This is a genomic window from Pseudomonas donghuensis (assembly GCF_000696345.2).
Taxonomy (GTDB): domain Bacteria; phylum Pseudomonadota; class Gammaproteobacteria; order Pseudomonadales; family Pseudomonadaceae; genus Aquipseudomonas; species Aquipseudomonas donghuensis.
On sequence record NZ_CP071706.1, the window covers coordinates 3,903,820 to 3,927,806 of the forward strand.

A 23,987-nucleotide genomic window follows, 5' to 3' on the forward strand; every position below is an offset into this window, starting at 1 on the left:
CGGTCTACAGCACGCATTTCGGCCATTTCAGCGGGCTATCGCTGCGCAAGCCGCACCTGCAGGCGTTCCAGGGTGGCATCGGCGCGTTGCTCGGCCATGGTCTGCTGCGTTTGCCAGTGGCTGACACACGGGGCCAGGTCGGGTTGCTGCTCGGCTTGCAGCAGCCACTGCAGCAGGTCGTGCCAGGTGCCCAGGTCACCCTGGGCACGCTTGAGGGCCTTTTGCAGGCGGGGGTTGGAGTGCTGCAACTGCGGATAGGCTTCAGCCGCGTAGCGCACCCGCTTGATCAGCAGGCGCAGGCGATGGCGGTCGTGGGCGGGATCGTCAAGGGCCTCACGCAGTTGCTTCCACTGTTTTCCCAGGCGTCTGTCGATGCGCTGTTGCAGGCGCCGGATCAGGCCCTGGCGCTGCGCTGCGCGCAAGAACACCGGGAAAGCGTCGACGATTGCCAGCAGGCGCGCCAGCTCGGGGCTGGCGGCGACATTGGCGAAGGTTTGCCTGCGGTGCGCCAGGCGCGATTGCGCAGCGGCCGTCTGCTGTCGCTCGAACAACTGCGCGGCCAGCACCTCACGGTCACGCAGTGGTGTGGTCAGGGTACCCAGCGCCTGGGCAGCCGCTTCCAGCTGGTCGACGCCAGGCAATTCGCGCAGCGGCCGCAGCAGGCTGCGCAAGCGCCGCACGCCGATGCGCAGGTCGTGCAGCGCCTCGCTGTCGGTATCGGCAGCCAGACGTGCCTGGCACGCCAGCAGACGCACCTGCAGGCTCAGTACCTGGGCAATGACATGGTCAAGCATGGCCGACGACATGGTCTACTCCTGTATCAGCGCCCGGCGCGGGATTCGCGAATGTAGAAGCGGGCTTTCTGAGCCTTCCTGCTGCAGCCTTCGAACGCTTCGAACTGCTGCTGGGTCTTGGCCCCGGTCAACAGCGACAACGCCTTGGAGTAGCTGACGGTACCGGCGAAGCCTTCGGCCTTGGCCAGGTCGAGCTCCTTCCAGGCCGCGTCCAGCTGATTGGCGCAGCTGTCGCGGTAGGCCGTCTTGCCAGCGCAACCGGTCAGGACCAGGGCAATCAAGGGCAGGCAAATCCAGGCTTTCATCGGCAATTCCTCAAAAGAAAAAGTTCAGGGTGGCGACTTCGACGGCAAACAGTGAGAAAAGTGCCCTATTCAGCGTAGCGCAGCGCCGCTGACGATTGAAGCACAGACACAATTGGGCGCATTGTTAGACCATGGAAGCAGAACACCGGGGAAGCATCATGAAAAAGCGCGTCGCACTGGTTCTGGGTTCAGGCGGGGCTCGGGGCTATGCACACATCGGCGTGATCGAGGAAATCGAGCGTCGCGGCTACGACATCGCCTGCATCGCCGGGTGCTCCATGGGTGCGGTAATCGGCGGTATTTACGCCGCCGGCAAACTCGATCAATACCGCAACTGGATCGAGAGCCTGGACTACCTGGACGTGCTGCGCCTGGTGGACGTGAGCTTTCGCCTGGGGGCGATACGCGGTGAGAAAGTCTTCGGGCAGATTCGCAAGATCGTCGGCGAGGTCAATATCGAAGACCTGCGCATCCCCTACACGGCAGTCGCCACCGACCTGACCAACCAGCAGGAAATCTGGTTCCAGGAGGGCTGCCTGCACCAGGCCATGCGTGCCTCGGCGGCGATTCCCAGCCTGTTCACGCCGGTGGTGCAAGGCAACCGCATGCTGGTCGATGGCGGCATCCTCAACCCTTTGCCGATCATCCCGGTGGTCTCCAGCCACTGCGACCTGATCATCGCCGTGAACCTCAACTCGACCAACCAGAGGCATTACCAGTTACCGGTGATCGAACGCCCGGCAGCGTTCAAGTTGCGCTTTGACAGCCTGATCAACTCGCTGGGCTCGCACCTGCCGTTCCGGCGCAAACCGGCCGAGCAATTGATGCGCATCGAGCAGGAGCTGCAACCTGAGGCGGCGCAGATTCCCAACCCCTGGCTCAGCGACGCGGCCGCCCCCGAGGCCCAGCAACCGGCCGCGGCGCCGGAGGCTGACGGCGCGCCGAAATCGGCGACCGGCTCGTTCATCATCGACAACGTCGGGCCTGCCTCCCTGCTGGACTTGATCAACCAGAGCTTCGAGGTGATGCAGACGTCACTTGCCCAGTACAAGATTGCCGGGTATCCGCCGGACGTGCTGATCAACGTGCCCAAGCGAGTGTGCCGGTTCTTCGAGTTCTACAAGGCGCCGGAGCTGATTGCCCTGGGCCGGGAAATTGCCCGCGATACGCTGGATAACTATGAGGCGGAGCGGCGTTGACGGCTAACAGCATCGCGGGGCAAGCCCGCTCCTACATTTGCTGTGGGAGCGGGCTTGCCCCGCGATAGGGCCCTTAATTCTGCTCCGGACCGATCAGCCTGTACCCCACCCCAGGCTCAGTCACGATAAACCGCGGCGCCGTGGGGTCATCGCCGAGCTTCTGGCGCACATGGGCGACGACGATGCGCAGGTAGTGGCTGTCATCGACGTGGGTCGGCCCCCAGATATCCTTGAGCAGTTGCTGCTGGGTGATCACCCGCCCCGGATGGCTGGCCAGCTGCGCCAATAGCGCATATTCCTTGCGGGTCAGCGCCACCTCGATGCCGTCCAGGGTCACCCGGCGAAACGCCAGGTCGACGGTCAAGGGCCCGAAGCTCAGCGCCGATACGGTGGCTGTCGCCTGCGGCGCCTGGCGCAGCAAGGCCCGCACCCGGGCAAGAAACTCCTGGATGCCGAAGGGCTTGGTCACGTAGTCGTTGGCACCGCTGTCCAGCGCCTCGACCTTCTGGATTTCACTGGCCCGCACCGACAGCACCAGTACCGGCACCGCACTCCACTCGCGCAGTTCACGCAGCACCTGCTGGCCGTCCATGTCCGGCAGGCCAAGATCGAGCACCACCAGGTCGGGGCGCGCCAATGCCGCCTGGGTCAAACCTTCGGCACCGGTAGCGGCCTCCACCACCTTGTAGCCCTGGGAACTCAGGCTGATACGCAGGAACTTGCGGATTTGCGGCTCGTCATCGATGACCAGCAGGGTCGCGCTTTGGCTCATGGGGCTTCGCTTTCAGGCTCGGGTTGGGTCGGCAGCGGCAAGCATAGAGTGATGCAGGTGCCCTTGCCATCGATACCATCGCCCACGCGGATATGCCCGCCATGGGCGCCGATCATGCCCTGGCAGATCGCCAGGCCCAGCCCCGTGCCCTGCCCGCCCCGGTCACCGCGGGCAGCGGTGTAGAACATGTCGAAAATCCGCTCGCGATCGGCCTCGGGAATACCCGGCCCTTCATCGCTGACGGCAAAGCACAACAACTCGCCCTCAGTGCTGACCTGAAGCGCCAGCCGCCCAGCCGCCGGAGAAAAACGTGCAGCGTTCTCCAGCACATTGATCAGCGCCTGCTCGATCAACGCGGCGTGAACGAACAACAACGGCAAGTCGGCCGGCACCTCGGTGCGCAGTTGCAACGGCGCCAGCACCACCCGCAGGCGGTTCAGGGCACTGCCGACAATGTCGGTGGGCGCCACCCAGTCGCGCGCCAGCTTCAAGCCGCCATGGCCCAGGCGGGTCATGTCGAGCAGGTTCTGGATGTAGCGATCCAGGCGTTCGGCTTCGTTGCGGGTGCCTTCGAGCAACTCCTGGCGATCGGCCTTGGGGATCGCCTCACCGAGGGCCAGCAGGCTGTCGATGCTGCCGCGCATGGCGGTCAGCGGCGTGCGCAGGTCGTGGGACACCGAGGCCAGCAAGGCGCTGCGCAGCTGTTCGGTTTCGCCATGCAAACGGGCCGACTCAAGCTGCTCGGCCAATCGCGCCCGGGCCAGGGCCTGGGCCAGCGGCTGGCTCAGGGCCTTGAGCAGGCGGCAATGCTGGGCCGTCAGTTGCTGGCCCTTGCGCGGTCGCACGCCGAGCAGCGCCAGGCGTGCCTCGTCCACCGACAGCGGCCACCACCACCAGCGGCCATTGGGCAAGGTATCGCTGCCCTGGCCCGCCGCCTGGTCGTGCTGCCAGGCCCAGTCGGCGGCGGCACGCTCATTGTCGCTGAACTGCAGGTCGCCGCCACTGGCCACCTGCAGTCGACCCTCGGCATCGCGTTCGAGCAGGCACACCTGCAGGTCCTGCCAGCCATCCAGGTGTTGGCCGGCGGCGGTGAACACCGCCTGGCGGTCGGTGGCGGCGGTGAGCTTGCGCGACAGCTCAAGCAACTGGCTGGTCTGCTCCTGGGTTTCGCGCAGGGCCTGCAACTGCCGGCGCTGGCGTGCGGCGAGGTTACCGGTGAGCGCTGCCATCAACAGGAAGAACAGCGAGGTCAGTACGTCTTCTTCACGTTGGATGCTGAAAGAGAACGTCGGCGGAATGAACAAAAAGTCGTAGGCCAGGAACGACATCACCGCACAGGCCAGCGCCGGGCCCAGGCTACTGCGTACCGCCACCAGCAACACCGCGGCGAGAAACACCAGGGAGATGTTCGGCAAGGCCAGCACGCTGGCCACCGCCCAGGCCAGGCCGGACGCCAACAGGGTGGCGGCCAGGGCCAACAGGTAATGGCGCCAGACCCAGACCTTTTTCACCGCTGCACTGGGCGGTTCGGGCTGGGTGTCGCGGTCGAGCACGTTGATTTCCAGGCCATGGGCATCACGCAGCAAGCGCGTCGCCACCCCGGCGCCGAACAGCCGCCGGCGCAGGCGATCGCGTGACTGGCCGACCAGCACCAGGCTCGCGCGCCGTTCCAGGGCATGCTGGATCAGGGTCCTGGCCACCTCGCCGGCGCGCAACAGCACCACTTCGCCACCCAGGCGTTCGGCCAGTTGCTGGGCCGCCTGCAAGCGCTGACGTGCGGTTTCGTCGCGCAGCCGGCCGTTGTCGACGTGCACCAGGGTCCAAGGCAGATGGCGGCGCTGGGCGACACGGCTGGCATGCCGCACCAGGCGCTCGGCCTGGGCATCGCCATCGACGCCGACCAGCAAGCGACCGCGCAAGGCCGGGGCGTCCTGGCCAAGCTGGCGGTAACCGTGGGCCAGGTCCGCATCGACCTGGGCCGCCGCTGTCTGCATGGCCAACTCGCGCAAGGCGGTCAGGTTGGTTTGGGAAAAAAACGCATCGATCGCCGCCCGCGCCTGCTCCGGCACATACACCTTGCCTTCGCGCAGGCGCTCAAGCAGCTCGCGCGGCGGCAGGTCGATCAGCACCAGTTCGAAGGCTTCCTGCAGCACCCAGTCCGGCAGGGTTTCACGCACCTGCACGCCCGTGATGCCGCGCACCTGGTCGTTGAGGCTTTCCAGGTGCTGGACGTTGACCGTGGTGTAGACGTCGATGCCGGCGGCGAGCAACTCCTGGACATCCTGCCAGCGCTTGGCGTGGCGGCTGCCAGGAGCGTTACTGTGGGCCAGCTCGTCGACCAGCACCAGTTGCGGGCGGGCCTTGAGCAGGCTGTCGAGGTCCATTTCTTCCAGCAGCATGCCGCGGTATTCGCTGCGCAGCAGTGGCTGCTGGGGCAAGCCGCCGAGCAGCGCTTCGGTCTCGGCGCGGCCATGGGTCTCGACCACTGCGGCCAGCAGCGCCACCCCCTGGCGCAACTGGGCATGGGCGGCCTGGAGCATGGCGTAGGTCTTGCCTACCCCGGGCGCCGCGCCCAGAAACACCTTGAGCCGGCCGCGCCCTTCGCGCGGCAGCCCAGCCAACAACGCATCTGCGCGTTCGGAATTGCTCATGCTCACTGCCTGTCCTTATTTCGACGCCGGTGCCAGCCGCTCAAGGGCGCTGTTCAGGGCCAGCACATTGACCACCGGCGGGCCGATCAAGGGATGCAGGGTGGACTGCTCGACCAGCAGTTGCAAGGCCTCGGGCGCAACCTTGCGCGCCGCCGCCACCCGCGGCAGCTGGTAGGCCACCGCCGCAGGCGACAGGTGCGGGTCCAGGCCGCTGCCGGAGGTGGTCAGCAAGGCCAGCGGCACGGGCCCCTGCGCTTCGATGTACAGCTGCGCGGCGCTGCTCTTGACCCGCTCGGCCAACGCCGGATTGCTCGGTGCCAGGTTGCTGGCGCTACTGGCTACCGTGGCGTAGTCGCCCGCCGAAGGCCGCGACTGGAACCAGGCGTCGCCCTCGAAGCGTTGCGCGATCAACTGCGAGCCGCGCACCTGGCCCTGCCCGTCGCGCAGCAGGCTGCCATTGGCCTGGTCGGGGAAGGCCACTTGGGCGATGCCGGTGACCACCAGCGGGTACACCGCGCCGGTGATCAGGGTCATCAACAGGATCAGGCTCAGGGCCGGACGAATATGGGTAGTCATGGTCATCTCCTTGGTTCAGACCAGCTTCAGGGCGGTGAGCAACAGGTCGATCAGCTTGATCCCGGCGAACGGCACGATCAGCCCGCCCAGGCCATAGATCAGCAGGTTGCGACGCAGCAGGTGGGCGGCGCTGGCGGCCTGCACCCGCACCCCGCGCAGGGCCAGCGGGATCAGCACGACGATGATCAGGGCATTGAAGACGATTGCCGAGAGGATCGCACTCTGCGGGCTGCTCAGGTGCATCAGGTTGAGCACGCCCAGTTGCGGGTAGATCGCCGCGAACAAGGCCGGGAGGATGGCGAAGTACTTGGCTACGTCGTTGGCAATCGAGAAGGTGGTCAACGCACCACGGGTCACCAGCAACTCCTTGCCGACCTGGACCACATCCAGCAGCTTGGTCGGGTCGCTGTCCAGGTCGACCATGTTGGCTGCCTCGCGGGCTGCCTGGGTGCCGTCGTTCATGGCCATGCCGACATCGGCCTGGGCCAGCGCCGGGGCATCGTTGGCGCCGTCACCGCACATGGCCACCAGACGGCCGTCGTTCTGTTCCTGGCGGATGCGCGCCAGCTTCTTCTCCGGGGTGGCTTCGGCGAGCACGTCATCGACCCCGGCTTCGGCGGCAATCGCCGCAGCGGTCAGCGGGTTGTCGCCGGTGACCATCACCGTGCGGATGCCCAGCTTGCGCAGCTCGGCAAAGCGCTCGCGGATGCCCGGCTTGACCACGTCCTTGAGGTGGATCACGCCGAGCAGGCGCTTGTCGAGGCACACCAGCAGCGGCGTGCCACCGCTCTGGGCAATCTTGTCCACTTCCCGGGCCAATGACGCCGGCATTTCCAGGCGTTGCATGCCGACGAAGGCCAGCACCGAGTCCACCGCGCCCTTGCGATAGCGACGTTGCTGATAGTCGATGCCGGACAGCCGGGTTTCGGCGCTGAAGGCCACGGGCGTGAGCTGATCGGCAGTCGGTTCGGTGAAATCATGCAACTGGCGCAGGTACTCGACAATCGACTTGCCTTCGGCAGTGTCGTCGGCCAGCGACGCCAGCAAGGCGCCCTCGCCCAACTCCCGCGCGGTAACGCCGGGCGCCGCATGCAGGGCGCTGCAGCGGCGGTTGCCGAAGGTGATGGTGCCGGTCTTGTCGAGCATCAGCACATGCACATCACCGGCAGCCTCTACCGCACGACCGGAGCGGGCGATCACATTCAGGCGCACCAGGCGGTCCATGCCCGCGATACCGATGGCCGACAACAGGCCGCCGATGGTGGTCGGGATCAAGGTCACCAGCAGCGCCACCAGGAACACCAGCGGGATGCTGCCACCGGCAAAATGGGCGAACGGCTGCAGGGTCACCACGACCACCAGAAAGATCAGGGTCAGGCCGATCAGCAGGATGTCCAGGGCGATCTCGTTGGGAGTCTTCTGCCGTTTGGCGCCTTCGACCAGGGCGATCATGCGGTCCAGGGTCGACTCGCCGGGGTTGCTGGTGATGCTGATCAGCAACCAGTCGGAGACCAGCCGGGTGTTGCCGGTGACCGCCGAACGATCACCGCCGGACTCGCGGATTACCGGCGCGGATTCACCGGTAATCGCCGCCTCGTTGACCGCGGCGATACCTTCAAGCACCTCGCCGTCGCCAGGGATCATCTCCCCGGCCGAGACCTTGACCACATCACCCTTGCGCAGGCTGGTGGCCGGGACAATCTCGAAGCTGCCCGAGGCCGTACGGCGACGGGCACTGAGGCCCTGGCTGCCGGCCTTGAGGCTGTCGGCGCGGGCCTTGCCACGGCCCTCGGCGAGGGCTTCGGCGAAGTTGGCAAACAGCACCGTGAACCACAGCCACAGGGCGATCTGCAACGCCACGCCAGTGGGCACGCGGCTGTCAGGCAGCAAACACAGCAAGGTGGTGAAGATCGCGGTCAGTTCCACCACCAGCATCACCGGCGAGCGCTTGAGCTGGCGCGGGTCGAGCTTGACGAAGGCCTGTACCAGCGCCGGGCGCCACAGGGCGGCAACGGTGGTGCGCGCAGCTTCGGCGGCCTGCACCTTTACTTCGGGAATCGGCATATTCATCAGTTGTTCCTCACAAGCCCAGGCTCAGGTATTCGGTCACCGGCCCCAGGGCCAGGGCCGGCAGGAAGGTCAGGCCACCGACCAGCAGGATGGTCACCACCAGCAAGGTGACGAACAGCGAGCCGTGGGTCGGGAAGCTGTTCTGCCCCACCGGTGCGGACTTTTTCAGTGCCAGGCTGCCAGCCAGGGCCAGCACCGGCAGGATGTAGCCGAAGCGGCCGATCAGCATGCCCAGGCCGATCATCACGTTGTGGAAGGTGGTGTTGGCACCCAGGCCGGCGAATGCCGAACCGTTGTTGGCGCTGGCCGAGGTGTAGGCATACAGCAGTTGGCTGAAGCCATGGGCACCGGGGTTGCTGATCGCTGCCGCAGGTCCCGGCAGGCTGGCTGCCAGGGCGCCGAGCACCAGCACGCCGACCGGCATCACCAGCAAGGTCGCCACCAGCAATTGCACTTCCCGCGCCTGCAGTTTCTTGCCCAGGTATTCCGGGGTGCGGCCAATCATCAGGCCGGCGAGGAACACGGCGACCAACACGTTGAGCAGCATGCCGTAGAGCCCGGCACCAACGCCGCCGAAGATCACCTCGCCGACCATCATGTTGACCAGCGCAACCATGCCACTGAGCGGGTTGAGGCTGTCGTGCATGTTGTTCACCGAACCGTTGGAGGCGGCGGTGGTAGTCACCGTCCAGAGCACGCTGGCAGTGGTGCCGAAACGGCTTTCCTTGCCTTCCAGCGGCGCGCTCTGTTCAACCAGCGGGCTGCTCAGCGCCGGGTTGGCCTGGTGCTCGCTCCACAGCGCGGTGCCGCCACCGATCAAGAACAACGCGAGCATGCCGGCGATGATCGCCCGGCTCTGGCGCATGTCCTTGACGTAATGGCCAAAGGTGAACACCAGGGCCACCGGGATGAGGATGATCGAAGCCACCTCGAACAGGTTGCTCCAGGCCGTCGGGTTCTCGAACGGGTGCGCCGAGTTGACGCCGAAGAAGCCGCCGCCGTTGGTGCCCAGTTGCTTGATCGCGATCTGGCTGGCGGCCGGGCCCAGCGGGATGGTCTGGTCGGCGCCCTGCAAGGTCAGTGCATGCACGTAATCGGCGAAGGTCTGCGGCACGCCCTGCCATACCAGCAGCAAGGCCAGCACCAGGCACAGCGGCAACAGGCCGTAAATCGTGGCGCGGGTCATGTCGACCCAGAAGTTGCCCAGGGTCTTGGCCGAGCGACGGGCGATGCCGCGGCACAGCGCGACCAGCACCGCCAGGCCGGTGGCGGCGCTGACAAAGTTCTGCACGGTCAGGCCGAGCATCTGGCTCAGGTAACTGACCGAAGCCTCACCGCTGTAGGACTGCCAGTTGGTGTTGGTGACAAAGCTCACCGCGGTGTTGAATGCCAGCGACCACTCCTGCCCCGCCAGGTGCTGCGGGTTGAGCGGCAGGTAGCCTTGCAACTGCAGCACCGTGAACACCAACACGAAGCCGGCGAGGTTGAAGGCCAGCAGGGCCAGAGTGTATTGCTGCCAGCTCTGCTCCTTGTTCGCGTCGACCCCGGCCAGCCGGTAGCAGCCACGCTCGAGCGGCCCGAGCAGTGTCGACAGCCAGGTACGCTGGCCCTCCATCACCTTGAAATAGAAACGCCCGAGCAAGGGTGCCGGGAGCAGTACCAGCGCAAAGAACGCCAGCAGCAACACGTAATCGTAACTGTGCATGGTCGCTCCTAGCCCCGATCGGCGCGCAGCAGCGCGACCAGCAGGTAGATCATCAAGGCCACTGCCAACAGCAGTGACACCCCGTCCAGAATGCTCATGAAAACTCTCCGTCCTTACGGCACGCGCCGCTGACGGTCATTGTCGGCAGAGTGGCTGTAAAGGGACGAGACCAAGAGCCCGGGGCGGGCATAAAGAATGCGTAAATAACGCCGCCCACCTGTAGGAGCGGGCTTGCACCGCGATGAGGCCAGTACTGTCAGTAGATCCGGCGTCGCCTGGGTTGCGACCGCTGCGCGCTCGATCGCGGGGCAAGGCCCGCTCCCACAGAAGGCCTGCGCCTACAGGGGTCTCCACTCAAGAGGCTGCTGGTAATTGGCAACCCAGTCGACCACCTGCTCGGCCGGCATTGGCCGGGCGATGCAGTAGCCCTGGGCGATGTCGCAACCCAGGCCCATCAGCAACTGACCATGCTCGACCGTCTCCAGGCCCTCGGCAATCACCTGGCGGCCAAAGGCCCGGGCCAGGCCGATCACGGCACGGGTCAGGGCCAGGTCGTCCTGGTCGTGGAGGATGTCGCGGACGAACGACTTGTCGATCTTGATGGTGCGCGTCGGCAGGCGCTTGAGGTAACTGAGCGACGAATAGCCGGTGCCAAAATCATCCAGCGAGAATTGCACGCCCAGGCGCTGGCAGGCCTCCAGGCACTGGCTGACGCGCTGGATATTTTCAATCGCCACCGACTCGACGATCTCCAGGTCGAGCATCGCCGGCGCCACGGCCGGATGACGGTTCAGCGACAACTGCAGGCGCTCGACAAAGTCGTCACGCTGCACATGGCGGGCGGCAATATTGACGCTGACCGGCCATTGATACCCCAGCGCTTGCCAACGCTGCATCTGGTTCATGGCCTGGTCGATGACCCATTCGCCGATCTCGACGATCAGGTCGGTCTGTTCGACCTGCGGCAGGAAGTCAGCGGGCATCACCAGCCCCTTGCCCGGGTGCTGCCAACGCAGCAGCGCTTCAAAGCCGATCACCGCGCCGTTGTGCATGTTGACCTTGGGTTGGTAATGCAGGCACAGCTCGCCCATGTACAAGGCCTGGCGCAGGCGCGCCACGGTCTGGTGGGTGGCCTTGACCTCCCGGTCGAGCGACACGTCGAACAGGTGGAAGCGATTGCGCCCACTCTGCTTGGCCACGTACAGGGCCTGGTCGGCGTGGCGCACCAGGGTGTCGGTGTCCTCGTTGTCCTGAGGGAACAAGGTCACGCCGATACTGGCGCTGACGCGGATCTCCTGGTCGCGGATCTGGTACGGCGCTGCTATCGCGATCAGCACCCGGTCGAGCGCCGCCTGCAAATGCGCAGGGTTCTGCACATGGCGCAGGATCAGCACGAACTCGTCGCCCGACAACCGCGCCACGGCATCGCCGCCGCGCAAGATGCCCTTCAGGCGCGTGGCCACTTCGACCAGCAGAAGATCGCCGCTGGCATGCCCGTAGCCGTCGTTGACCGCCTTGAAGCCATCCAGATCGAGCATGCACACCGCCAGCGGAATGTCCTCGTTGCGCGAGTACTCCAGGGCCTGGTTGAGCAGGTCGGACAGATAAGCGCGATTGGGCAGGCCGGTGAGCACATCGTGGCCCACGCGCCATTGCAGGGTATGCAACAACTGGCGCTTCTCGGTGACATCGAAGCGGATCGAAACGTACTTGCGCACCTGGCCGCTGGCCGGGTCGATCAGCGGCACCATGGTGCTGTCGACCCAGTACAACGAGCCGTCCTTGGCACGGTTGCAGATCTCGCCCTTCCAGACCCTGCCGGCGACCAGCGCGCGCCACATGTCGACGAAAAATTCCGGCCCGTGCAGGCCGGAGTTTAGGATCCGGTGATTGGCCCCAAGCAGTTCCTCGCGGCTGTAGCCGGAGATGCTGCAGAACTGCTCGTTGACGTAAGTGATCCGGCCACTGAGGTCGGTTTCGGAAAAGATCGCGGCGGCATCGACGGCCGTGCGGTAGTTATCGTCCATGAATTCCTCTGCGCCCTGGTGGCTAGCGGTTGAAGCGCTCGACCAGGGCCCGCAGGCCCGAAGAAATGCTTTGCAGCTCGGCGCCGCGGCTGGCCGCGGCATTGGCGTTGCGCGCGGTGGCCTGCACCGTGCTGGCAACGTTGTTGATCTGCTCGCTGACTTCTTCGGCCACCGAGGATTGTTCTTGCGAGGCAGCGGCCATCTGCTGGCTCATGTCGCTGATGCGCTCGACGGCGGCACGAATGCCCTGCAAGGCGCGTTGCGCCTCCAGCACCTGGGCCACGCCCTGCTCGGCCTCGTTGATACCGAGGCTGGCGATACTCACCGCCTCGTCGGCACCGCTGCGCAGGTTCTCGATGATGCCCTGGATCTGCACGGTCGACTGCCGGGTCTTGGCCGCCAGGGCGCGAACCTCGTCGGCGACCACGGCAAAACCACGGCCCTGCTCGCCCGCGCGGGCCGCTTCGATGGCGGCGTTGAGCGCCAGCAGGTTGGTTTGCTCGGCAATCGCGCGGATCACTTCAGCGGCGAGCATGATGTCCTGGGTCTGCCCGGCCAGGTGGGTGACCGCCTGGTTGATCTGGCTGACGGTATTGGCCAGCAACTGGATGGCCTCGCGGCTGGTGCCAGCGACCTGGCTGCCCTGCTCGGCCAGTTGGTTGGCGGTCTGCGCCTGGACTGCGGTTTGCTGCACATGCTCGGCCACCTCGCCGATGGACGCAGCCATTTCGGTCATGGCGGTGGCGGTCATGTCGGTTTCCGCGCGCTGTTCCAGCAACGCGGTTTCGGTGTTCCTGGACAGACGACTGGAGTCGCTGGCGGCTTCGGCCATCTGCGTGGCCAGGTCGCTCAGGCGGGTGAGCGCGGTCTTGAGCCGCGCTTCTTCGCTGATCAGGATCATCTGCAATTGTGCTGCCGAGCCCAGTTGATCGCTGTAGGTCAGGGCGCTGATCGGGTCGGCAAAGGTGTGATTCGAGCACGCCACGATCTGCCCAAGCTGGCGGCCCAAGCGGCTGTGGGCCCAAAGGCCGATCAGCCCGAACAGGCCAAGGGTAATGCCCTGGCCCGGCCAGCCCGGCAGCGCCTGGTTGGCGGCCACCGCCACTGCACCGGCCGCCAATGGCAGGCTCATCACCTGGCTCAGTTGGGCCAGGCGGCGGCCGGCCGACACCGCAGGCTTGCCTTCACGCAACCGCGCATACAGTTCCTCGGCCCGGCGCACCTGCTCGCGGGTCGGCTTGACCCGCACCGATTCGTAGCCGACCAGGTGGCCGTCTTCGAGGATCGGCGTGACATAGGCGCTGACCCAGTAGAAGTTACCGTTCTTGCAGCGGTTCTTGACGATCCCCATCCAGCTCTGGCCAGCCTTGAGGTACTGCCACATCAGCGCGAACACCGCTGGCGGCATGTCCGGGTGGCGGACCAGATTGTGCGGGCTGCCGATCAGCTCGGCCTGGCTGAAACCGCTCATGGCGGCGAATTCGGCGTTGCAGTAGGTGATATTACTGGCGGTGTCGGTAGCGGAAATAAGCCGCTGGTCCTCGCCGAAAGTCTGTTCGACCGAGGTGACCGGCATGTTGAGACGCACGATAAAACTCCATTTGCTGTGGTCTGCCAGGTTGTCCTGTGCAGCGCACGAACCATTCGTCCGACATCGAGATCAGCCTTCTGCCGAGGTGCTTTGCTGAATACTCTCAGCCTGCTGCCCCCGGTTGAAACTCGATGGCTTTTGGCCTGTCCAAACCGGTAATTCTACGAATTACATCACATTATGCAAATAAAGGTGATGAATCGTGGCGTTGCCTAATGCGCATAGATATCGTTAAGTTCTTGATTCTAAATGGGAATTAAGCGATGACAAATTCAAGTTTGGGTTCGGCCATCAGACGTTACCGCAAGGTAGCCGGGCTCACTCAGGCTGAACTTGGCGAGAAAACCGGTTTTGACCCCAAGACCATCAGTCGCTTCGAAACCGGCACCTACACCCCCAGCGTGGAAGCCCTGTCGACCTTCTCCGAGGCGCTGGGGATCAAACTCAAAGCCTTCTTCGCAGACGAGGACGACGAAGATGAGCAACGTGCCTACCTCTTCGGCGTCATCCATAAGGCCCCTTCCCAGGACCTGGGAAAGCTGATCGCGGCGGTAGACCTGGCCTTGTCCAAGCCTTAGTCCCGGCAACACGGAAAAAGCGGCAGGTTGAACCTGCCGCTTTTTTTTGGTTCTTCACGGAATCCTGGGGGGCTAGGATCCTTGGCTTGGCTTGGCTTGTTCCGGCTGCGAGCTTATCCATTTGCTGTGGCGCCGCTGCCAGCAGCGGCGCCACACCGAATGGATAAGCTCGCAACCAACCCCACCCCAAGGCTCATAGTCCCCGAAATGTCGTGAAGAACTTTTTTTTGCCTGGGTATCGCACTAACTGGTCAGACCGGTAAAGCCAATTCTCCCCCACCCAACCGAAAACCCCTTGCCAAGTCGAAAAAACCGCGCTTACACTGCCCACGCACTGGACATACCGGTAAGACCACAATAATTAAGTCCTCCGCTCTTTCGCCCCCGTGGCATCGAAGCAGGGACACCGACCAGAGATCCCTCCCATGCTCAAATGGTGCTCGCGTTCGATCTTCCTCCAAGTGGTGTTGGGCCTTGTGCTAGGCATAGCCTGCGGCCTGAGCTTTCCTGAAGTTTCCCTGCAACTCAAACCCCTCGGTGACGGCTTCATCAAGCTGATCAAGATGTTGATCGGGCTGATCGTGTTTTGCGTGGTGGTCAGCGGCATCTCCGGTGCCGGCGACCTGAAGAAAGTCGGGCGCATCGGCCTGAAATCGGTGATCTACTTCGAAATCCTGACCACCATCGCCCTGGTGATCGGCCTGGTGTTCGCCTTTACCTCCGGCATCGGCAGCGGCGCCAACATTCACCTGGACCAATTGGCCAGCAGCGAAGCCAGCAACCTGGCCGAACGCGGCCAACACATCCACGGCACCGCCGCCTTCCTCATGGACCTGATCCCGACCTCGGTGATTGGAGCGTTTGCCGACAACAATATCCTCCAGGTCCTGCTGTTTTCGGTGCTGTTCGGCAGCGCCCTGAACCTGGTGGGTGAAGCGGCCTCGGGCATCTCGCGGCTGATCAACGAACTGAGCCATGTGATCTTCCGCATCATGGGCATGATTGTGCGCCTGGCGCCGATTGGCGTGTTCGGTGCCATCGCCTTCACCACCAGCAAATACGGCCTGGAATCGCTGCAGCACCTGGGCGGCCTGGTGGCCTTGTTCTACCTGACCTGCACCGGCTTCGTGCTGCTGATTCTGGGCACCGTGATGCGCCTGTCGGGGCTGAAGATCCTGCCCTTCATCAAGTACCTGCGCGAAGAGCTGACCATCGTCCTCGGCACCGCCTCCTCCGACGCCGTGCTGCCGCAGATCATGCGCAAGCTTGAGCACCTGGGCGTGGGCAGCTCCACGGTCGGCCTGGTCATCCCCACGGGTTACTCGTTCAACCTCGACGGTTTCTCGATCTACCTGACCCTGGCTATCGTGTTCATCGCCAATGCCACCGGCACACCGCTGGCCATGACCGACCTGCTGACCATCCTGCTGGTGTCGCTGATTACCTCCAAAGGCGCCCACGGCATCCCCGGCTCCGCCCTGGTCATCCTGGCCGCAACCCTGACCGCCATCCCGGCGATACCGGTGGTCGGCCTGGTGCTGGTGCTGGCGGTGGACTGGTTCATGGGCATCGGCCGGGCGCTGACCAACCTGATCGGCAACTGCGTGGCTACCGTCGCCATTGGCCGCTGGGAAGGCGATATCGACATGGAGCGGGCCAACAATGTGCTGTCGGGTAAACAGGGCTTCGGCTTTGCCCAGCGCAAGACCCCGAACGCCCATCAACAAGAGTTCTGAGTAACATGGCCGGCAGTCCCACTGCCGGCCACAGGAGCAAACCATGCAAGTGTTCTCATGGAGTGAACAATGATTACTTCATCGACCGTCGTGAACTCGGTGGTAGAAAAACTCCGCCAGGCTCTGGCCCGTGGCCAGTGGCGCTCCGGCGACATGCTCCCGGGCCAGCGCGAACTGGCCGAGCAACTGGGCATCAGCCGCCCGAGCCTGCGTGAAGCGGTGACGGTGCTGGAAACCCTCGGCCTGGTGCGTTCGATGCCGGGCAAAGGCGTGCTGGTGCTTGATGCCGATACAGTACCAACCACCCTGCCCCAGAGCGGCGTCGCCGAGGCCAGCCTGGAAGACGTGCTGCAGCTGCGCTATACCCTCGAACCGTTCATTGTCGGCCTGGTGGCGCAGTCGATCAGCAGCAAGGAAATCGGCCAGTTGCGCCTGACCCTGATGGACATGCGCGAAGCCCTCGAGGCCCAAGACAGCGAAGCCGGCGTCAACGCCTACATCGCCTTTCACGAAGAGCTGTTCACCCTGACCGCCAACCCGATCTTCCAGAGCGTGGTGCAGCAGACCAGCAATGCCCTCAAGCAAAGCGCCGCAGTGCTGCGCAACTCGCCCGAGCATTTGGCGGCAAGGCTTGAAGAAAACGAAGCGGTGGTACGTGCCATCCGCAACAAGAACAGCGCCCAGGCCAGCGCGCAGATGCGCCACCACATCCTCCAGGAAGGCCTGCGCATGGGTATCGAACTGAACATCCCGGACGATCATCCGGGCAACTGACCCCAGGAGTGCGACCATGAACGCCAGCGCCCACGCCCATGCCACCGCCCTGCCGCCACTGCTCGCCCAGGGTGAACGCCGGTTGTCGGCCGAGCAGATCTACCCGCGGCTGTTCGATGCCATCCTCGAACAGCGCCTGGCCCCTGGCAGCGCCCTGACCGAGCAAGCCCTGGGCGATGCCTTCGGGGTCAGCCGCACGGTGATCCGCCGGGTACTCGGGCGCCTGTCCGACCAACAGGTCATCGTCCAGCGCCCCAGCCACACCGCACGCCTGGCCGCGCCCGACCCACAACATGCACGGCAGATCCTCAGCGCCCGGCGCCTGGCCGAAACCACCTTGATCAGCCTGGCGGCCAAGCGCTCACGGCCGGCCAAGATCCGCCAGTTGCGCGAGCTGGTGGCCCGTGAGCGCCAGCACCATGAACAGGGCCAGCGCTGCACGGCGATCCGCCTGGGTGGCGAGTTTCACCTCAAACTTGCGGAAATGGCCGACAACGTACCCTTGGCGCGTTTTCTCAATGGCCTGGTGCCGCAAACCTCGCTGATCATTGCCCAGTACGAAGCGCGGCCATGCAGTCATTGCGCCTGGCAGGAGCATGCGGCGATCATCGATGCGCTGGAGGACGGTGATGGCGAGGCGGCGTTGGCGTTGATGCATGAGCATCTGGACCATATTGAAGCCAAGCTCGACCTGGAGGATTGACCGAAGGGCCTCATCGCCGGCAATGCCTCCACAGTGGGTTTGTCTACGCCGAACCTGTGGGAGCTGGCTTGCCTGCGATCGACCGCGAAGCGGTCGTAATCCAGACGCCGCCTGATATGCTGGTTGTACTGGCCTCATCGCGGGTCAAGTCGCGTCGTCGCACTGCCGCCCCCACAGTGGATCTGGGTATGCCGGACATGTGGGGCTGGCCTTGCCAGCGCTCGCAATCCTGGCGACAGCTGTTGTCCGCCCGCTTTACCATGGGCCTCGATCGCCTTGGAGGGCACGCTGATGAACGAAAGGATCACCTCGGTTAAACCCGAGCCCGCTGCTGCACCTGCGCCGCAAATGACGCCTGAACAGCGCCACCAGGTGCGCGTGGCGATGTCCGATGCCTTCGTCGACACCCACATCGAGTTCCTCTGGATCGCCCGCCACCTGGTAGGGTTTGACCGCGAGCTGCTGAAAGAAATCTTCTACAGCGAAGTCGCCCCCGCCTGCTACGGCAACATCATGACGCCGGTACCGCCGATCTGGACCGGTTTCGACGAAACCTGGCTGCAGGAAGAGATCGAAGAAAGTCTCCAGGCACGCCGCGACAGCTGGTGGCGGCGCCAGATTGACCGCTTTCTGAATGCCACCTGGGTGTGGTTTTTCTGCAAGGAAATCTGGGCAGAGATCGTCGAGGCGCTGGATCAGGCCGAGGCCGAACAGCAGCCCGAGTGACGGCACCTATACTCAAATAACCACCGTGCTCGACCTTCCCTAACCACAGGGGGCTGCGATTTTATGCCGCGTTCCCCGCTTACCGTGCTGCTGCTCGCCTTGTTCCTGGTGCTGGCTGGCTGCGGCTCGCGGCAAAAGGTCAGCGAGCCGCCGCCCATCCCGGTCAGCGCGGCGACCTGGCAGCAGATCGACCGCGACATCATCGACGCCTCGCTGGCCACCACCAGTTCGGTCAACGACTATGCCCGGCGCTCCATGCGGGTGTGGAAGGAGCGCGTGCAGCAGTACACCGAAAGCGACTTCATCCCCTGGTTCACCGGCTACTGGACCCAGCAATGGCTGACCATGAAAGTGGCCTGGTACAAGATGAACAGTGGCGAAGGCCGTGAAACACCGGAAAAACGCCTGGCCCTGTACCTGCAAGAGCAGTACCACGAGCGGGTGCTCGACCCGGTGGCCAAGGAAATCGACCCCGAAGCCATTCGCGACCGGGCCATGGAGTTGTATATCCAGCTGCTCGGCCAGCAACTGCAGCAGATCGCCCAGCGCTACCGCGCACCAACGGAGCAGTTCAACCTGCACCTGACACGCATCCAGGCCATTGGCCTCGGGCCGCCAGCCAACAACAACGCATCGCTGCATCAACTGCTGTTCAGCAAACCGCTGGAACAGCAGCCCGCCTATGCAGCCCTGGTCAAACGTCTGCACAGCGCCGTGCGCGCCGGCACCCAGCGCTCGGACATCGGCTTGTCATCGGTCGCCCAGCAAGCCAGCGAAAAGCTCGGCGCCACCCTGGCGCCACGGGGTATTGCCAGCGCCGTGGCGGCGGCGGTCGGGCGCGCCGCGGGCACGGTGATTTCCCTGGCGGCGACCGGTATTGGGGTCGTGAGCCACAACCGCGAGCAACCGGCGATGATCGAACAACTGCGGGTGATCCTCAACGTGGCGCTGAACGAGGAGTGGCGCGATCTGATGGAGAATCGCAAGACCGGCGCCATGGCCGGCGTCTATTACCTGTCGGGGGAAATCGAAGACAGCCTGCTAGCCGCCGAAGGCCCCGAGCACGAGCCGCAGCCCGCCGCCCAAGTGATTACCCTGCCCGCCCAGTAAGGGTCTTGTTCATGCCGGCTGCGCCTGGGCCGAAATCGGCAGGCCAAAGATGCGGTCGAACAACCCGTTGTAGATGAAGGTGTAGCAAGGGATGAGAATGATAAAGGCCAGGTCCACCAGCACGGCTTCGACCAGGCTCATGTTCAGCCACCAGGCAATCAGCGGGATCAGGTACACCACCAACGTCAGCTGGAAACCGATGGCATGCGCCACCCGCCGGGCAACACTGCGCCCGCGCTTGGCCTGGCGGCTTTCCCAATACTCAAACAGGGTGTTGTAGATGAAGTTCCAGGCCATGGCGATGGTGGTGATCATCACCGCCAGCGGCCCGGTATTGCTCGGCGCGCTGTCGGCCAGGTAGGCCAGGCCCAGGGTCGACATGCACAGGCCGATCAGTTCATAGGCGGTCACGTAGACCAGTTTGCGTTTGACACCTTGCACGTTGCTAACCTCGGTTTTGCACTGAAACGCCGCCTTTTGGCACGGCTGAGGCGGGCAAGCATGCGTCAATCCTGTTGACAACCAAAGTCAACAGCTATCAGATTTACTGATAGGAGAGTGCCATGAATTTTTCCAGCGACAACATCGAACTGTTTCTCGCCGTGCTCGACCGCGGCTCGTTTTCGGCCGCCGCACGCGCTCTGGGCCGAGTGCCTTCAGCGGTGAGCATGGCCATCGGCAACCTTGAAGCGGAGCTCGGCTTCAGCCTGTTCGATCGCACTCACCGGGAAACCCGCCCCACCGCCATGGCCCAGGCGCTGGAGCCGCATGCGCGGATGATCGCCCATCAACTGGGGCAGTTGCAGGTGCACGCCCTGGAGTTGTCCCAAGGGCTGGAAAGCACCCTGAGCATCAGCGTGGTGCCGGACATCGAGCACAGGCACCTGCTGGCAGCGATCAGAACCCTCAGCGAGCGTCACCCGTTACTGAATGTCGAGGTGCTGACGGCCCCGCAGGAAGACGCCCTGCAACTGCTGCACGACGGTCGCGTCAGCCTGTGCCTGGCCTTTGCCGGGCTGGCAGTGGACGCCCGCCAGCGCTTTCAGAACATCGGCATGGAATCGCTGGTGGCCTGCATCGGCCCGCAGCACCCGGCCCTGCAGCAGCGCCCGCGGCAGATCGTCTACCTCGAAGACCTGGCCAACGTGCGGCAGATCCTGGTGGCCAGCCGTGACCTGCCGCTGAGCGACACCCGCGCCCTGATCGGCAAGGCGCACTGGCGCACCGACAGCCTGGCCATGGCCATCGAGATGGTCGAAGCCGGCCTTGGCTGGGGCGACTTCCCGTTGTCGCGGGTGGCGCCTCTACTGGACGCCGGACGCCTGGTGCGCCTGGATTTCAGCAACACCCGCAACGAATTGCAGCTGCCGGTGCATGCCTTCTGGCGCCAGCATCAGCCGCTGCAAAAAGCTGCCCAGGAGCTGGTGCGTTTGCTCGGGGTGCAGTAAAGCGCCTGGCTGAAACACGCACGCCAGAGCAGGCTGTAGGAAAATCCTGTCAGCCCCTGCGGCAAAACTACCTATCAATTTTTCCGTTTCGCGGCCGATACCCGTCTGGATAGGTACGAGCACACGCCAAAAGCGCCGCTCGGCACTCCTCTTTACTGGCACAAGGTCTCGGAACATGAACCTGAAATTTCGCCACAAGATCCTGCTGTGCGCCTGCGGCGTCGTGGTTCTGGCATTTGCACTGTTCACCCTCTACAACGATTACCTGCAACGCAACACCATCCGACAGAACATCGACTCGTCGGTCAAACAGGCCGGCGCACTGGCCGCCAGCAGTGTGCAGAACTGGATGAGCGGACGCATTCTGGTCCTGGAAAACCTCGCCCAGGACGTCGCCCACCAAGGCGCCAATGCCGACTTCCCGGGGTTGGTCGACCAGCCATCGTTCACCAACAACTTCCAGTTCACCTACGTCGGCCAGTCCAACGGCGTGTTCACCCAGCGCCCGGACGCGAAGATGCCTGACGGCTACGACCCGCGCCAGCGTCCGTGGTACACCGCCGCCGTCGCCGCCAACCAGACCATGCTGACCCCGCCCTACATGGCCGCGGTCGGCGGCCTGGTGGTTACCATTGGCATGCCGGTGAAAAGCAAGGCCAACGGCGAGCTGCTCGGCGTGGTCGGCGGCGACCTGAGCCTGGCCACCCTGGTCGATATCATCAACGCCGTGGACTTCGGCGGTATTGGCCACGCGTTTTTGGTCGACCGTAACGGTCAGGTGATCGTAAGCCCGGACAAAGACCAGGTGATGAAGAACCTCAAGGACATCTACCCGGGCAGCAACCTGCATATCGCGCCAGGCACCCACGAGGTGACCCTGAACAAGCAGGAGCGGATCATCTCCTTCGCCCCGGTCAGCGGCCTGCCGACGGCTGACTGGTACATCGGCCTGTCGATCGACCGCGACAAAGCCTACGCCGGCCTCAGCCAGTTCCGTACCTCGGCGATCATCGCCATGCTCATTGCCGTGGCCGCCATTGCTGGCCTGCTGAGCCTGCTGATTCCGGTGCTGATGCGTCCGCTGACCACCATGGGCCGCGCCATGCAGGACATTGCCCAGGGCGAAGGCGACCTGACCCGCCGCCTGGTGGTGGAGAACAAGGACGAGTTCGGTGAACTGGCCGGTGCCTTCAACCAGTTCGTCGAGCGTATCCATGCCTCGATTGCCGAAGTGTCCTCGGCCACTCGCCAGGTCCATGACCTGTCCGAGCGGGTGATGAGCGCCTCCAATGCCTCGATCATCGGCTCTGAAGAGCAGAGCATGCGCACCAACAGCGTCGCCGCGGCAATCAACGAGCTGGGCGCCGCCACCCAGGAAATCGCCCGCAACGCCGCCGACGCCTCGCAACACGCCAGCGGTGCCAGCGAGCAGGCCAATGACGGTCGTCAGGTGGTGCAGGAAACCATTTCGGCGATGACCGCGCTGTCGCAGAAGATCAGCGAATCCTGCGAGCAGATCGAAACCCTCAATGCCAGCACCGATGACATCGGCCAGATCCTCGACGTGATCAAGGGCATCTCCCAGCAGACCAACCTGCTGGCGCTCAACGCCGCCATCGAAGCGGCCCGTGCCGGTGAAGCCGGGCGTGGTTTTGCCGTGGTTGCCGACGAGGTACGCAACCTGGCGCACCGCACCCAGGAGTCGGCCGAAGAGATCCACAAGATGATCACCACCCTGCAGGTCGGTTCGCGCGAGGCGGTACACAACATGAACGCCAGCCAGGTTTCCAGCGAAGAAAGCGTGCTGGTCGCCAACCAGGCCGGCGAGCGCCTGAGCAGCGTGACCCAGCGCATCGGCGAGATCGACGGCATGAACCAGTCGGTGGCCGCCGCCACCGAAGAGCAGACCGCCGTGGTCGAAAGCCTGAACCTGGACATCACCCAGATCAACGTGCTGAACCAGCAAGGCGTGGCCAACCTCAACGACACCCTGCGTCATTGCGATGCCCTGGCCCAGCAGGCCGGGCGCCTCAAGCAACTGGTCGACAGCTTCAAGATCTGACGCGTAAACAAGCAAGGGGCCGCTCAGGCCCCTTGCTTTTACACCTCCCGCTGCACCGCCAGCACCCGCTTGGCCCGCCCCAGGCGCAACCAGCCGATCAAAACCGCCAGCATCAGCACGAAGCCCAGGTAGCCGAAGAACGGATAGACCTGGCCGACCAGGCTGATAAAGCCGATCAGGCTGCAGATAAATGCCGCCACCCCCGCCGCCACCGAGCCCAGGCGAAAACTGCGGGTACCTGCCGGCAACAGCCGCGCCAGGAACGAATACAGCGTGCCCACCGCAGTGTTGACGATCATGCCGAAGATGATCACGCACATGATCACGCCCAAGGCCGGAGAGATTTCGCTGGCAATCGACAGCATCGGCATCGGCAGATCGGCGACGGTATCCAGGCGCGACAACAAGCCTGCGCTCATCACCAGCATCAGGCCGCCCAGGGCCGCACCGCCGAGAACCCCGCCCCAGATCGCAGTCTTCTCCAGGCGTGCCGAGCCACCGAGAATCGCCAGGATCGGCGCACCGGCGACAATGTTGTACGACACATACAGGAACGCGCCGAGCAGCCAGTGGCTGGTACCCGCCTGCTGCTGGCTGGCCACCTGATTCAGCGCGGCAAAGCTCAGCTCGCGGGTGAACACCGCGTACAAGGCGATGGCCGTGGCGATGAGGATCAGGAACGGCGTGACCGCCCCGATCAGCAGGATCACCTTTTGCACATCCAGACACACCACCGCCACCACCAGCAGGGTCACCAGTACACTACCGGTCAGCGCCGGAATGGCGAACTGCTGTTCAAGCAATGCCCCACCGCCGGCAAGCATCACCACGGTGACCGCAAACATGAAGAAGGTGATCAGCAGGTCAACGAACAAGCCCAGGTAGCGCCCACAAATGGCATACACCACATCCTTGTGCGAGGCGGCCTGCAAGCGGTTGCCCAGCCCGGCCAGGGCCATGCCGAGAAAAGTGAACAAGGCCGCGCTGACCAGCGCCCCGAGCAGGCCCCAGAGGCCGAAGTCGACAAAGAACAGCAACAGCTCCCGCCCCGAGGCGAAACCCGCGCCGACGATCACGCCGATAAAGGCGCCTGCAATTTTCAGCTGCTCTTTCATTTTCAACCCTCTGGTATCGATGGCCCTGCCCGGGCCTTGTTGTTG

At 64.3% G+C, this 23,987-nt stretch carries 21 protein-coding genes and 2 pseudogenes; 10 read left to right on the forward strand and 13 right to left on the reverse strand.

Annotated features, from left to right (window positions below; genetic code table 11):
• Positions 1-35: 35 nt before the first annotated feature.
• A complete protein-coding gene (locus BV82_RS18170) occupies positions 36-806 on the reverse strand; it encodes a CHAD domain-containing protein (protein WP_010222561.1) in 771 nt (256 codons plus the stop codon).
• Between the two features lie 14 nt (positions 807-820).
• Positions 821-1,099, reverse strand: coding sequence for a hypothetical protein (locus tag BV82_RS18175; RefSeq protein WP_010222562.1), 279 nt, complete (start codon positions 1,097-1,099; stop codon positions 821-823).
• A gap of 158 nt (positions 1,100-1,257) precedes the next feature.
• Between BV82_RS18175 and BV82_RS18180 the strand changes: the two genes are divergently transcribed.
• Complete coding sequence (locus BV82_RS18180) at positions 1,258-2,298, forward strand: patatin-like phospholipase family protein (RefSeq protein ID WP_159388946.1); 1,041 nt, start codon at positions 1,258-1,260, stop codon at positions 2,296-2,298.
• Positions 2,299-2,371: 73 nt separating this feature from the next.
• Here the strand turns inward: BV82_RS18180 and BV82_RS18185 are convergent, their stop codons facing one another.
• From BV82_RS18185 to BV82_RS26760, 9 genes and pseudogenes are all read right to left on the reverse strand, one after another.
• On the reverse strand, positions 2,372-3,070 hold the full coding sequence (locus tag BV82_RS18185; protein ID WP_036996383.1) for a response regulator: 699 nt from the start codon (positions 3,068-3,070) through the stop codon (positions 2,372-2,374).
• Positions 3,067-5,721: a sensor histidine kinase gene (locus BV82_RS18190; RefSeq protein ID WP_010222565.1), complete on the reverse strand. Its 2,655-nt coding sequence runs from the start codon at positions 5,719-5,721 to the stop codon at positions 3,067-3,069. Before BV82_RS18190 ends, BV82_RS18185 begins: the two co-directional genes overlap by 4 nt.
• A 15-nt stretch (positions 5,722-5,736) precedes the next feature.
• Positions 5,737-6,297, reverse strand: a complete 561-nt coding sequence (kdpC, locus tag BV82_RS18195) for a potassium-transporting ATPase subunit KdpC (RefSeq protein WP_010222566.1) — start codon at positions 6,295-6,297, stop codon at positions 5,737-5,739.
• Positions 6,298-6,312: 15 nt separating this feature from the next.
• Complete coding sequence (gene kdpB / locus BV82_RS18200; RefSeq protein WP_010222567.1) at positions 6,313-8,367, reverse strand: potassium-transporting ATPase subunit KdpB; 2,055 nt, start codon at positions 8,365-8,367, stop codon at positions 6,313-6,315.
• Positions 8,368-8,377: 10 nt separating this feature from the next.
• Positions 8,378-10,072 carry a potassium-transporting ATPase subunit KdpA gene (gene kdpA / locus BV82_RS18205; RefSeq protein ID WP_036996385.1) on the reverse strand — a complete coding sequence of 565 codons (1,695 nt, stop codon included), beginning with the start codon at positions 10,070-10,072 and terminating at the stop codon, positions 8,378-8,380.
• Between the two features lie 8 nt (positions 10,073-10,080).
• Positions 10,081-10,170 (reverse strand): K(+)-transporting ATPase subunit F, encoded by a 90-nt coding sequence (kdpF, locus tag BV82_RS18210; RefSeq protein ID WP_036996387.1) that lies wholly within the window; start codon positions 10,168-10,170, stop codon positions 10,081-10,083.
• Positions 10,171-10,410: 240 nt separating this feature from the next.
• A complete protein-coding gene (locus tag BV82_RS18215) occupies positions 10,411-12,099 on the reverse strand; it encodes a putative bifunctional diguanylate cyclase/phosphodiesterase (protein ID WP_036996388.1) in 1,689 nt (562 codons plus the stop codon).
• Between the two features lie 22 nt (positions 12,100-12,121).
• Entirely contained in the window at positions 12,122-13,231 is a 1,110-nt protein-coding gene (locus tag BV82_RS18220; protein ID WP_414867358.1) for a methyl-accepting chemotaxis protein, read from the reverse strand.
• Positions 13,232-13,408: 177 nt separating this feature from the next.
• Positions 13,409-13,675 (reverse strand): annotated as a pseudogene (locus tag BV82_RS26760) (PAS domain-containing protein); the annotation flags it as partial.
• Between the two features lie 278 nt (positions 13,676-13,953).
• On the opposite strand from BV82_RS26760, the gene BV82_RS18225 reads away from it, so the two are divergent.
• The 6 genes from BV82_RS18225 to BV82_RS18250 all read left to right on the forward strand — a co-directional run bounded on the left by BV82_RS18225 (position 13,954) and on the right by BV82_RS18250 (position 19,317).
• Positions 13,954-14,268 (forward strand): helix-turn-helix domain-containing protein, encoded by a 315-nt coding sequence (locus BV82_RS18225; protein ID WP_010222571.1) that lies wholly within the window; start codon positions 13,954-13,956, stop codon positions 14,266-14,268.
• A gap of 425 nt (positions 14,269-14,693) precedes the next feature.
• On the forward strand, positions 14,694-16,004 hold the full coding sequence (locus BV82_RS18230) for a C4-dicarboxylate transporter DctA (RefSeq protein ID WP_010227031.1): 1,311 nt from the start codon (positions 14,694-14,696) through the stop codon (positions 16,002-16,004).
• Positions 16,005-16,073: 69 nt separating this feature from the next.
• Complete coding sequence (locus BV82_RS18235; protein ID WP_010227033.1) at positions 16,074-16,778, forward strand: FadR/GntR family transcriptional regulator; 705 nt, start codon at positions 16,074-16,076, stop codon at positions 16,776-16,778.
• Between the two features lie 16 nt (positions 16,779-16,794).
• Positions 16,795-17,481: a GntR family transcriptional regulator gene (locus tag BV82_RS18240; RefSeq protein WP_010227034.1), complete on the forward strand. Its 687-nt coding sequence runs from the start codon at positions 16,795-16,797 to the stop codon at positions 17,479-17,481.
• Positions 17,482-17,772: 291 nt separating this feature from the next.
• The gene (locus tag BV82_RS18245; RefSeq protein WP_010227036.1) at positions 17,773-18,207 is read left to right on the forward strand and encodes a DUF7079 family protein; all 435 of its coding nucleotides are present in this window, start codon (positions 17,773-17,775) and stop codon (positions 18,205-18,207) included.
• Positions 18,208-18,270: 63 nt separating this feature from the next.
• Positions 18,271-19,317, forward strand: coding sequence for a hypothetical protein (locus BV82_RS18250; protein WP_010227038.1), 1,047 nt, complete (start codon positions 18,271-18,273; stop codon positions 19,315-19,317).
• Positions 19,318-19,326: 9 nt separating this feature from the next.
• On the opposite strand, the gene BV82_RS18255 is transcribed toward BV82_RS18250, so the two are convergent.
• Positions 19,327-19,758: a PACE efflux transporter gene (locus BV82_RS18255; RefSeq protein ID WP_010227041.1), complete on the reverse strand. Its 432-nt coding sequence runs from the start codon at positions 19,756-19,758 to the stop codon at positions 19,327-19,329.
• A 122-nt stretch (positions 19,759-19,880) separates the two neighbouring features.
• Here BV82_RS18255 and BV82_RS18260 point away from each other — a divergent pair, with 122 nt between their 5' ends.
• The 3 genes and pseudogenes from BV82_RS18260 (at position 19,881) to BV82_RS26770 (ending at position 22,827) form a co-directional block, all read left to right on the forward strand.
• Entirely contained in the window at positions 19,881-20,765 is an 885-nt protein-coding gene (locus BV82_RS18260; RefSeq protein WP_010227043.1) for a LysR family transcriptional regulator, read from the forward strand.
• A gap of 175 nt (positions 20,766-20,940) precedes the next feature.
• Positions 20,941-21,924: pseudogene (locus tag BV82_RS26765) on the forward strand (cache domain-containing protein); the annotation flags it as partial.
• Positions 21,925-22,086: 162 nt separating this feature from the next.
• The gene (locus BV82_RS26770; RefSeq protein WP_374045279.1) at positions 22,087-22,827 is read left to right on the forward strand and encodes a methyl-accepting chemotaxis protein; all 741 of its coding nucleotides are present in this window, start codon (positions 22,087-22,089) and stop codon (positions 22,825-22,827) included.
• 38 nt (positions 22,828-22,865) lie between these two features.
• Here the strand turns inward: BV82_RS26770 and BV82_RS18270 are convergent, their stop codons facing one another.
• Positions 22,866-23,942, reverse strand: a complete 1,077-nt coding sequence (locus tag BV82_RS18270; protein WP_036996390.1) for a YkvI family membrane protein — start codon at positions 23,940-23,942, stop codon at positions 22,866-22,868.
• Positions 23,943-23,987 lie beyond the last annotated feature (45 nt).

Excerpts from the sequence above, each read along its gene's own strand:
- BV82_RS18170 (WP_010222561.1), bottom strand. The coding sequence starts at position 806 with ATGTCGTCGGCCATGCTTGACCATGTCATTGCCCAGGTACTGAGCCTG.
- BV82_RS18175 (WP_010222562.1), bottom strand. The coding sequence starts at position 1,099 with ATGAAAGCCTGGATTTGCCTGCCCTTGATTGCCCTGGTCCTGACCGGT.
- BV82_RS18180 (WP_159388946.1), top strand. The coding sequence starts at position 1,258 with ATGAAAAAGCGCGTCGCACTGGTTCTGGGTTCAGGCGGGGCTCGGGGC.
- BV82_RS18185 (WP_036996383.1), bottom strand. The coding sequence starts at position 3,070 with ATGAGCCAAAGCGCGACCCTGCTGGTCATCGATGACGAGCCGCAAATC.
- BV82_RS18190 (WP_010222565.1), bottom strand. The coding sequence starts at position 5,721 with ATGAGCAATTCCGAACGCGCAGATGCGTTGTTGGCTGGGCTGCCGCGC.
- kdpC (WP_010222566.1), bottom strand. The coding sequence starts at position 6,297 with ATGACTACCCATATTCGTCCGGCCCTGAGCCTGATCCTGTTGATGACC.
- kdpB (WP_010222567.1), bottom strand. The coding sequence starts at position 8,367 with ATGAATATGCCGATTCCCGAAGTAAAGGTGCAGGCCGCCGAAGCTGCG.
- kdpA (WP_036996385.1), bottom strand. The coding sequence starts at position 10,072 with ATGCACAGTTACGATTACGTGTTGCTGCTGGCGTTCTTTGCGCTGGTA.
- kdpF (WP_036996387.1), bottom strand. The coding sequence starts at position 10,170 with ATGAGCATTCTGGACGGGGTGTCACTGCTGTTGGCAGTGGCCTTGATG.
- BV82_RS18215 (WP_036996388.1), bottom strand. The coding sequence starts at position 12,099 with ATGGACGATAACTACCGCACGGCCGTCGATGCCGCCGCGATCTTTTCC.
- BV82_RS18220 (WP_414867358.1), bottom strand. The coding sequence starts at position 13,231 with ATGAGCCTGCCATTGGCGGCCGGTGCAGTGGCGGTGGCCGCCAACCAG.
- BV82_RS18225 (WP_010222571.1), top strand. The coding sequence starts at position 13,954 with ATGACAAATTCAAGTTTGGGTTCGGCCATCAGACGTTACCGCAAGGTA.
- BV82_RS18230 (WP_010227031.1), top strand. The coding sequence starts at position 14,694 with ATGCTCAAATGGTGCTCGCGTTCGATCTTCCTCCAAGTGGTGTTGGGC.
- BV82_RS18235 (WP_010227033.1), top strand. The coding sequence starts at position 16,074 with ATGATTACTTCATCGACCGTCGTGAACTCGGTGGTAGAAAAACTCCGC.
- BV82_RS18240 (WP_010227034.1), top strand. The coding sequence starts at position 16,795 with ATGAACGCCAGCGCCCACGCCCATGCCACCGCCCTGCCGCCACTGCTC.
- BV82_RS18245 (WP_010227036.1), top strand. The coding sequence starts at position 17,773 with ATGAACGAAAGGATCACCTCGGTTAAACCCGAGCCCGCTGCTGCACCT.
- BV82_RS18250 (WP_010227038.1), top strand. The coding sequence starts at position 18,271 with ATGCCGCGTTCCCCGCTTACCGTGCTGCTGCTCGCCTTGTTCCTGGTG.
- BV82_RS18260 (WP_010227043.1), top strand. The coding sequence starts at position 19,881 with ATGAATTTTTCCAGCGACAACATCGAACTGTTTCTCGCCGTGCTCGAC.
- BV82_RS26770 (WP_374045279.1), top strand. The coding sequence starts at position 22,087 with ATGCGCACCAACAGCGTCGCCGCGGCAATCAACGAGCTGGGCGCCGCC.
- BV82_RS18270 (WP_036996390.1), bottom strand. The coding sequence starts at position 23,942 with ATGAAAGAGCAGCTGAAAATTGCAGGCGCCTTTATCGGCGTGATCGTC.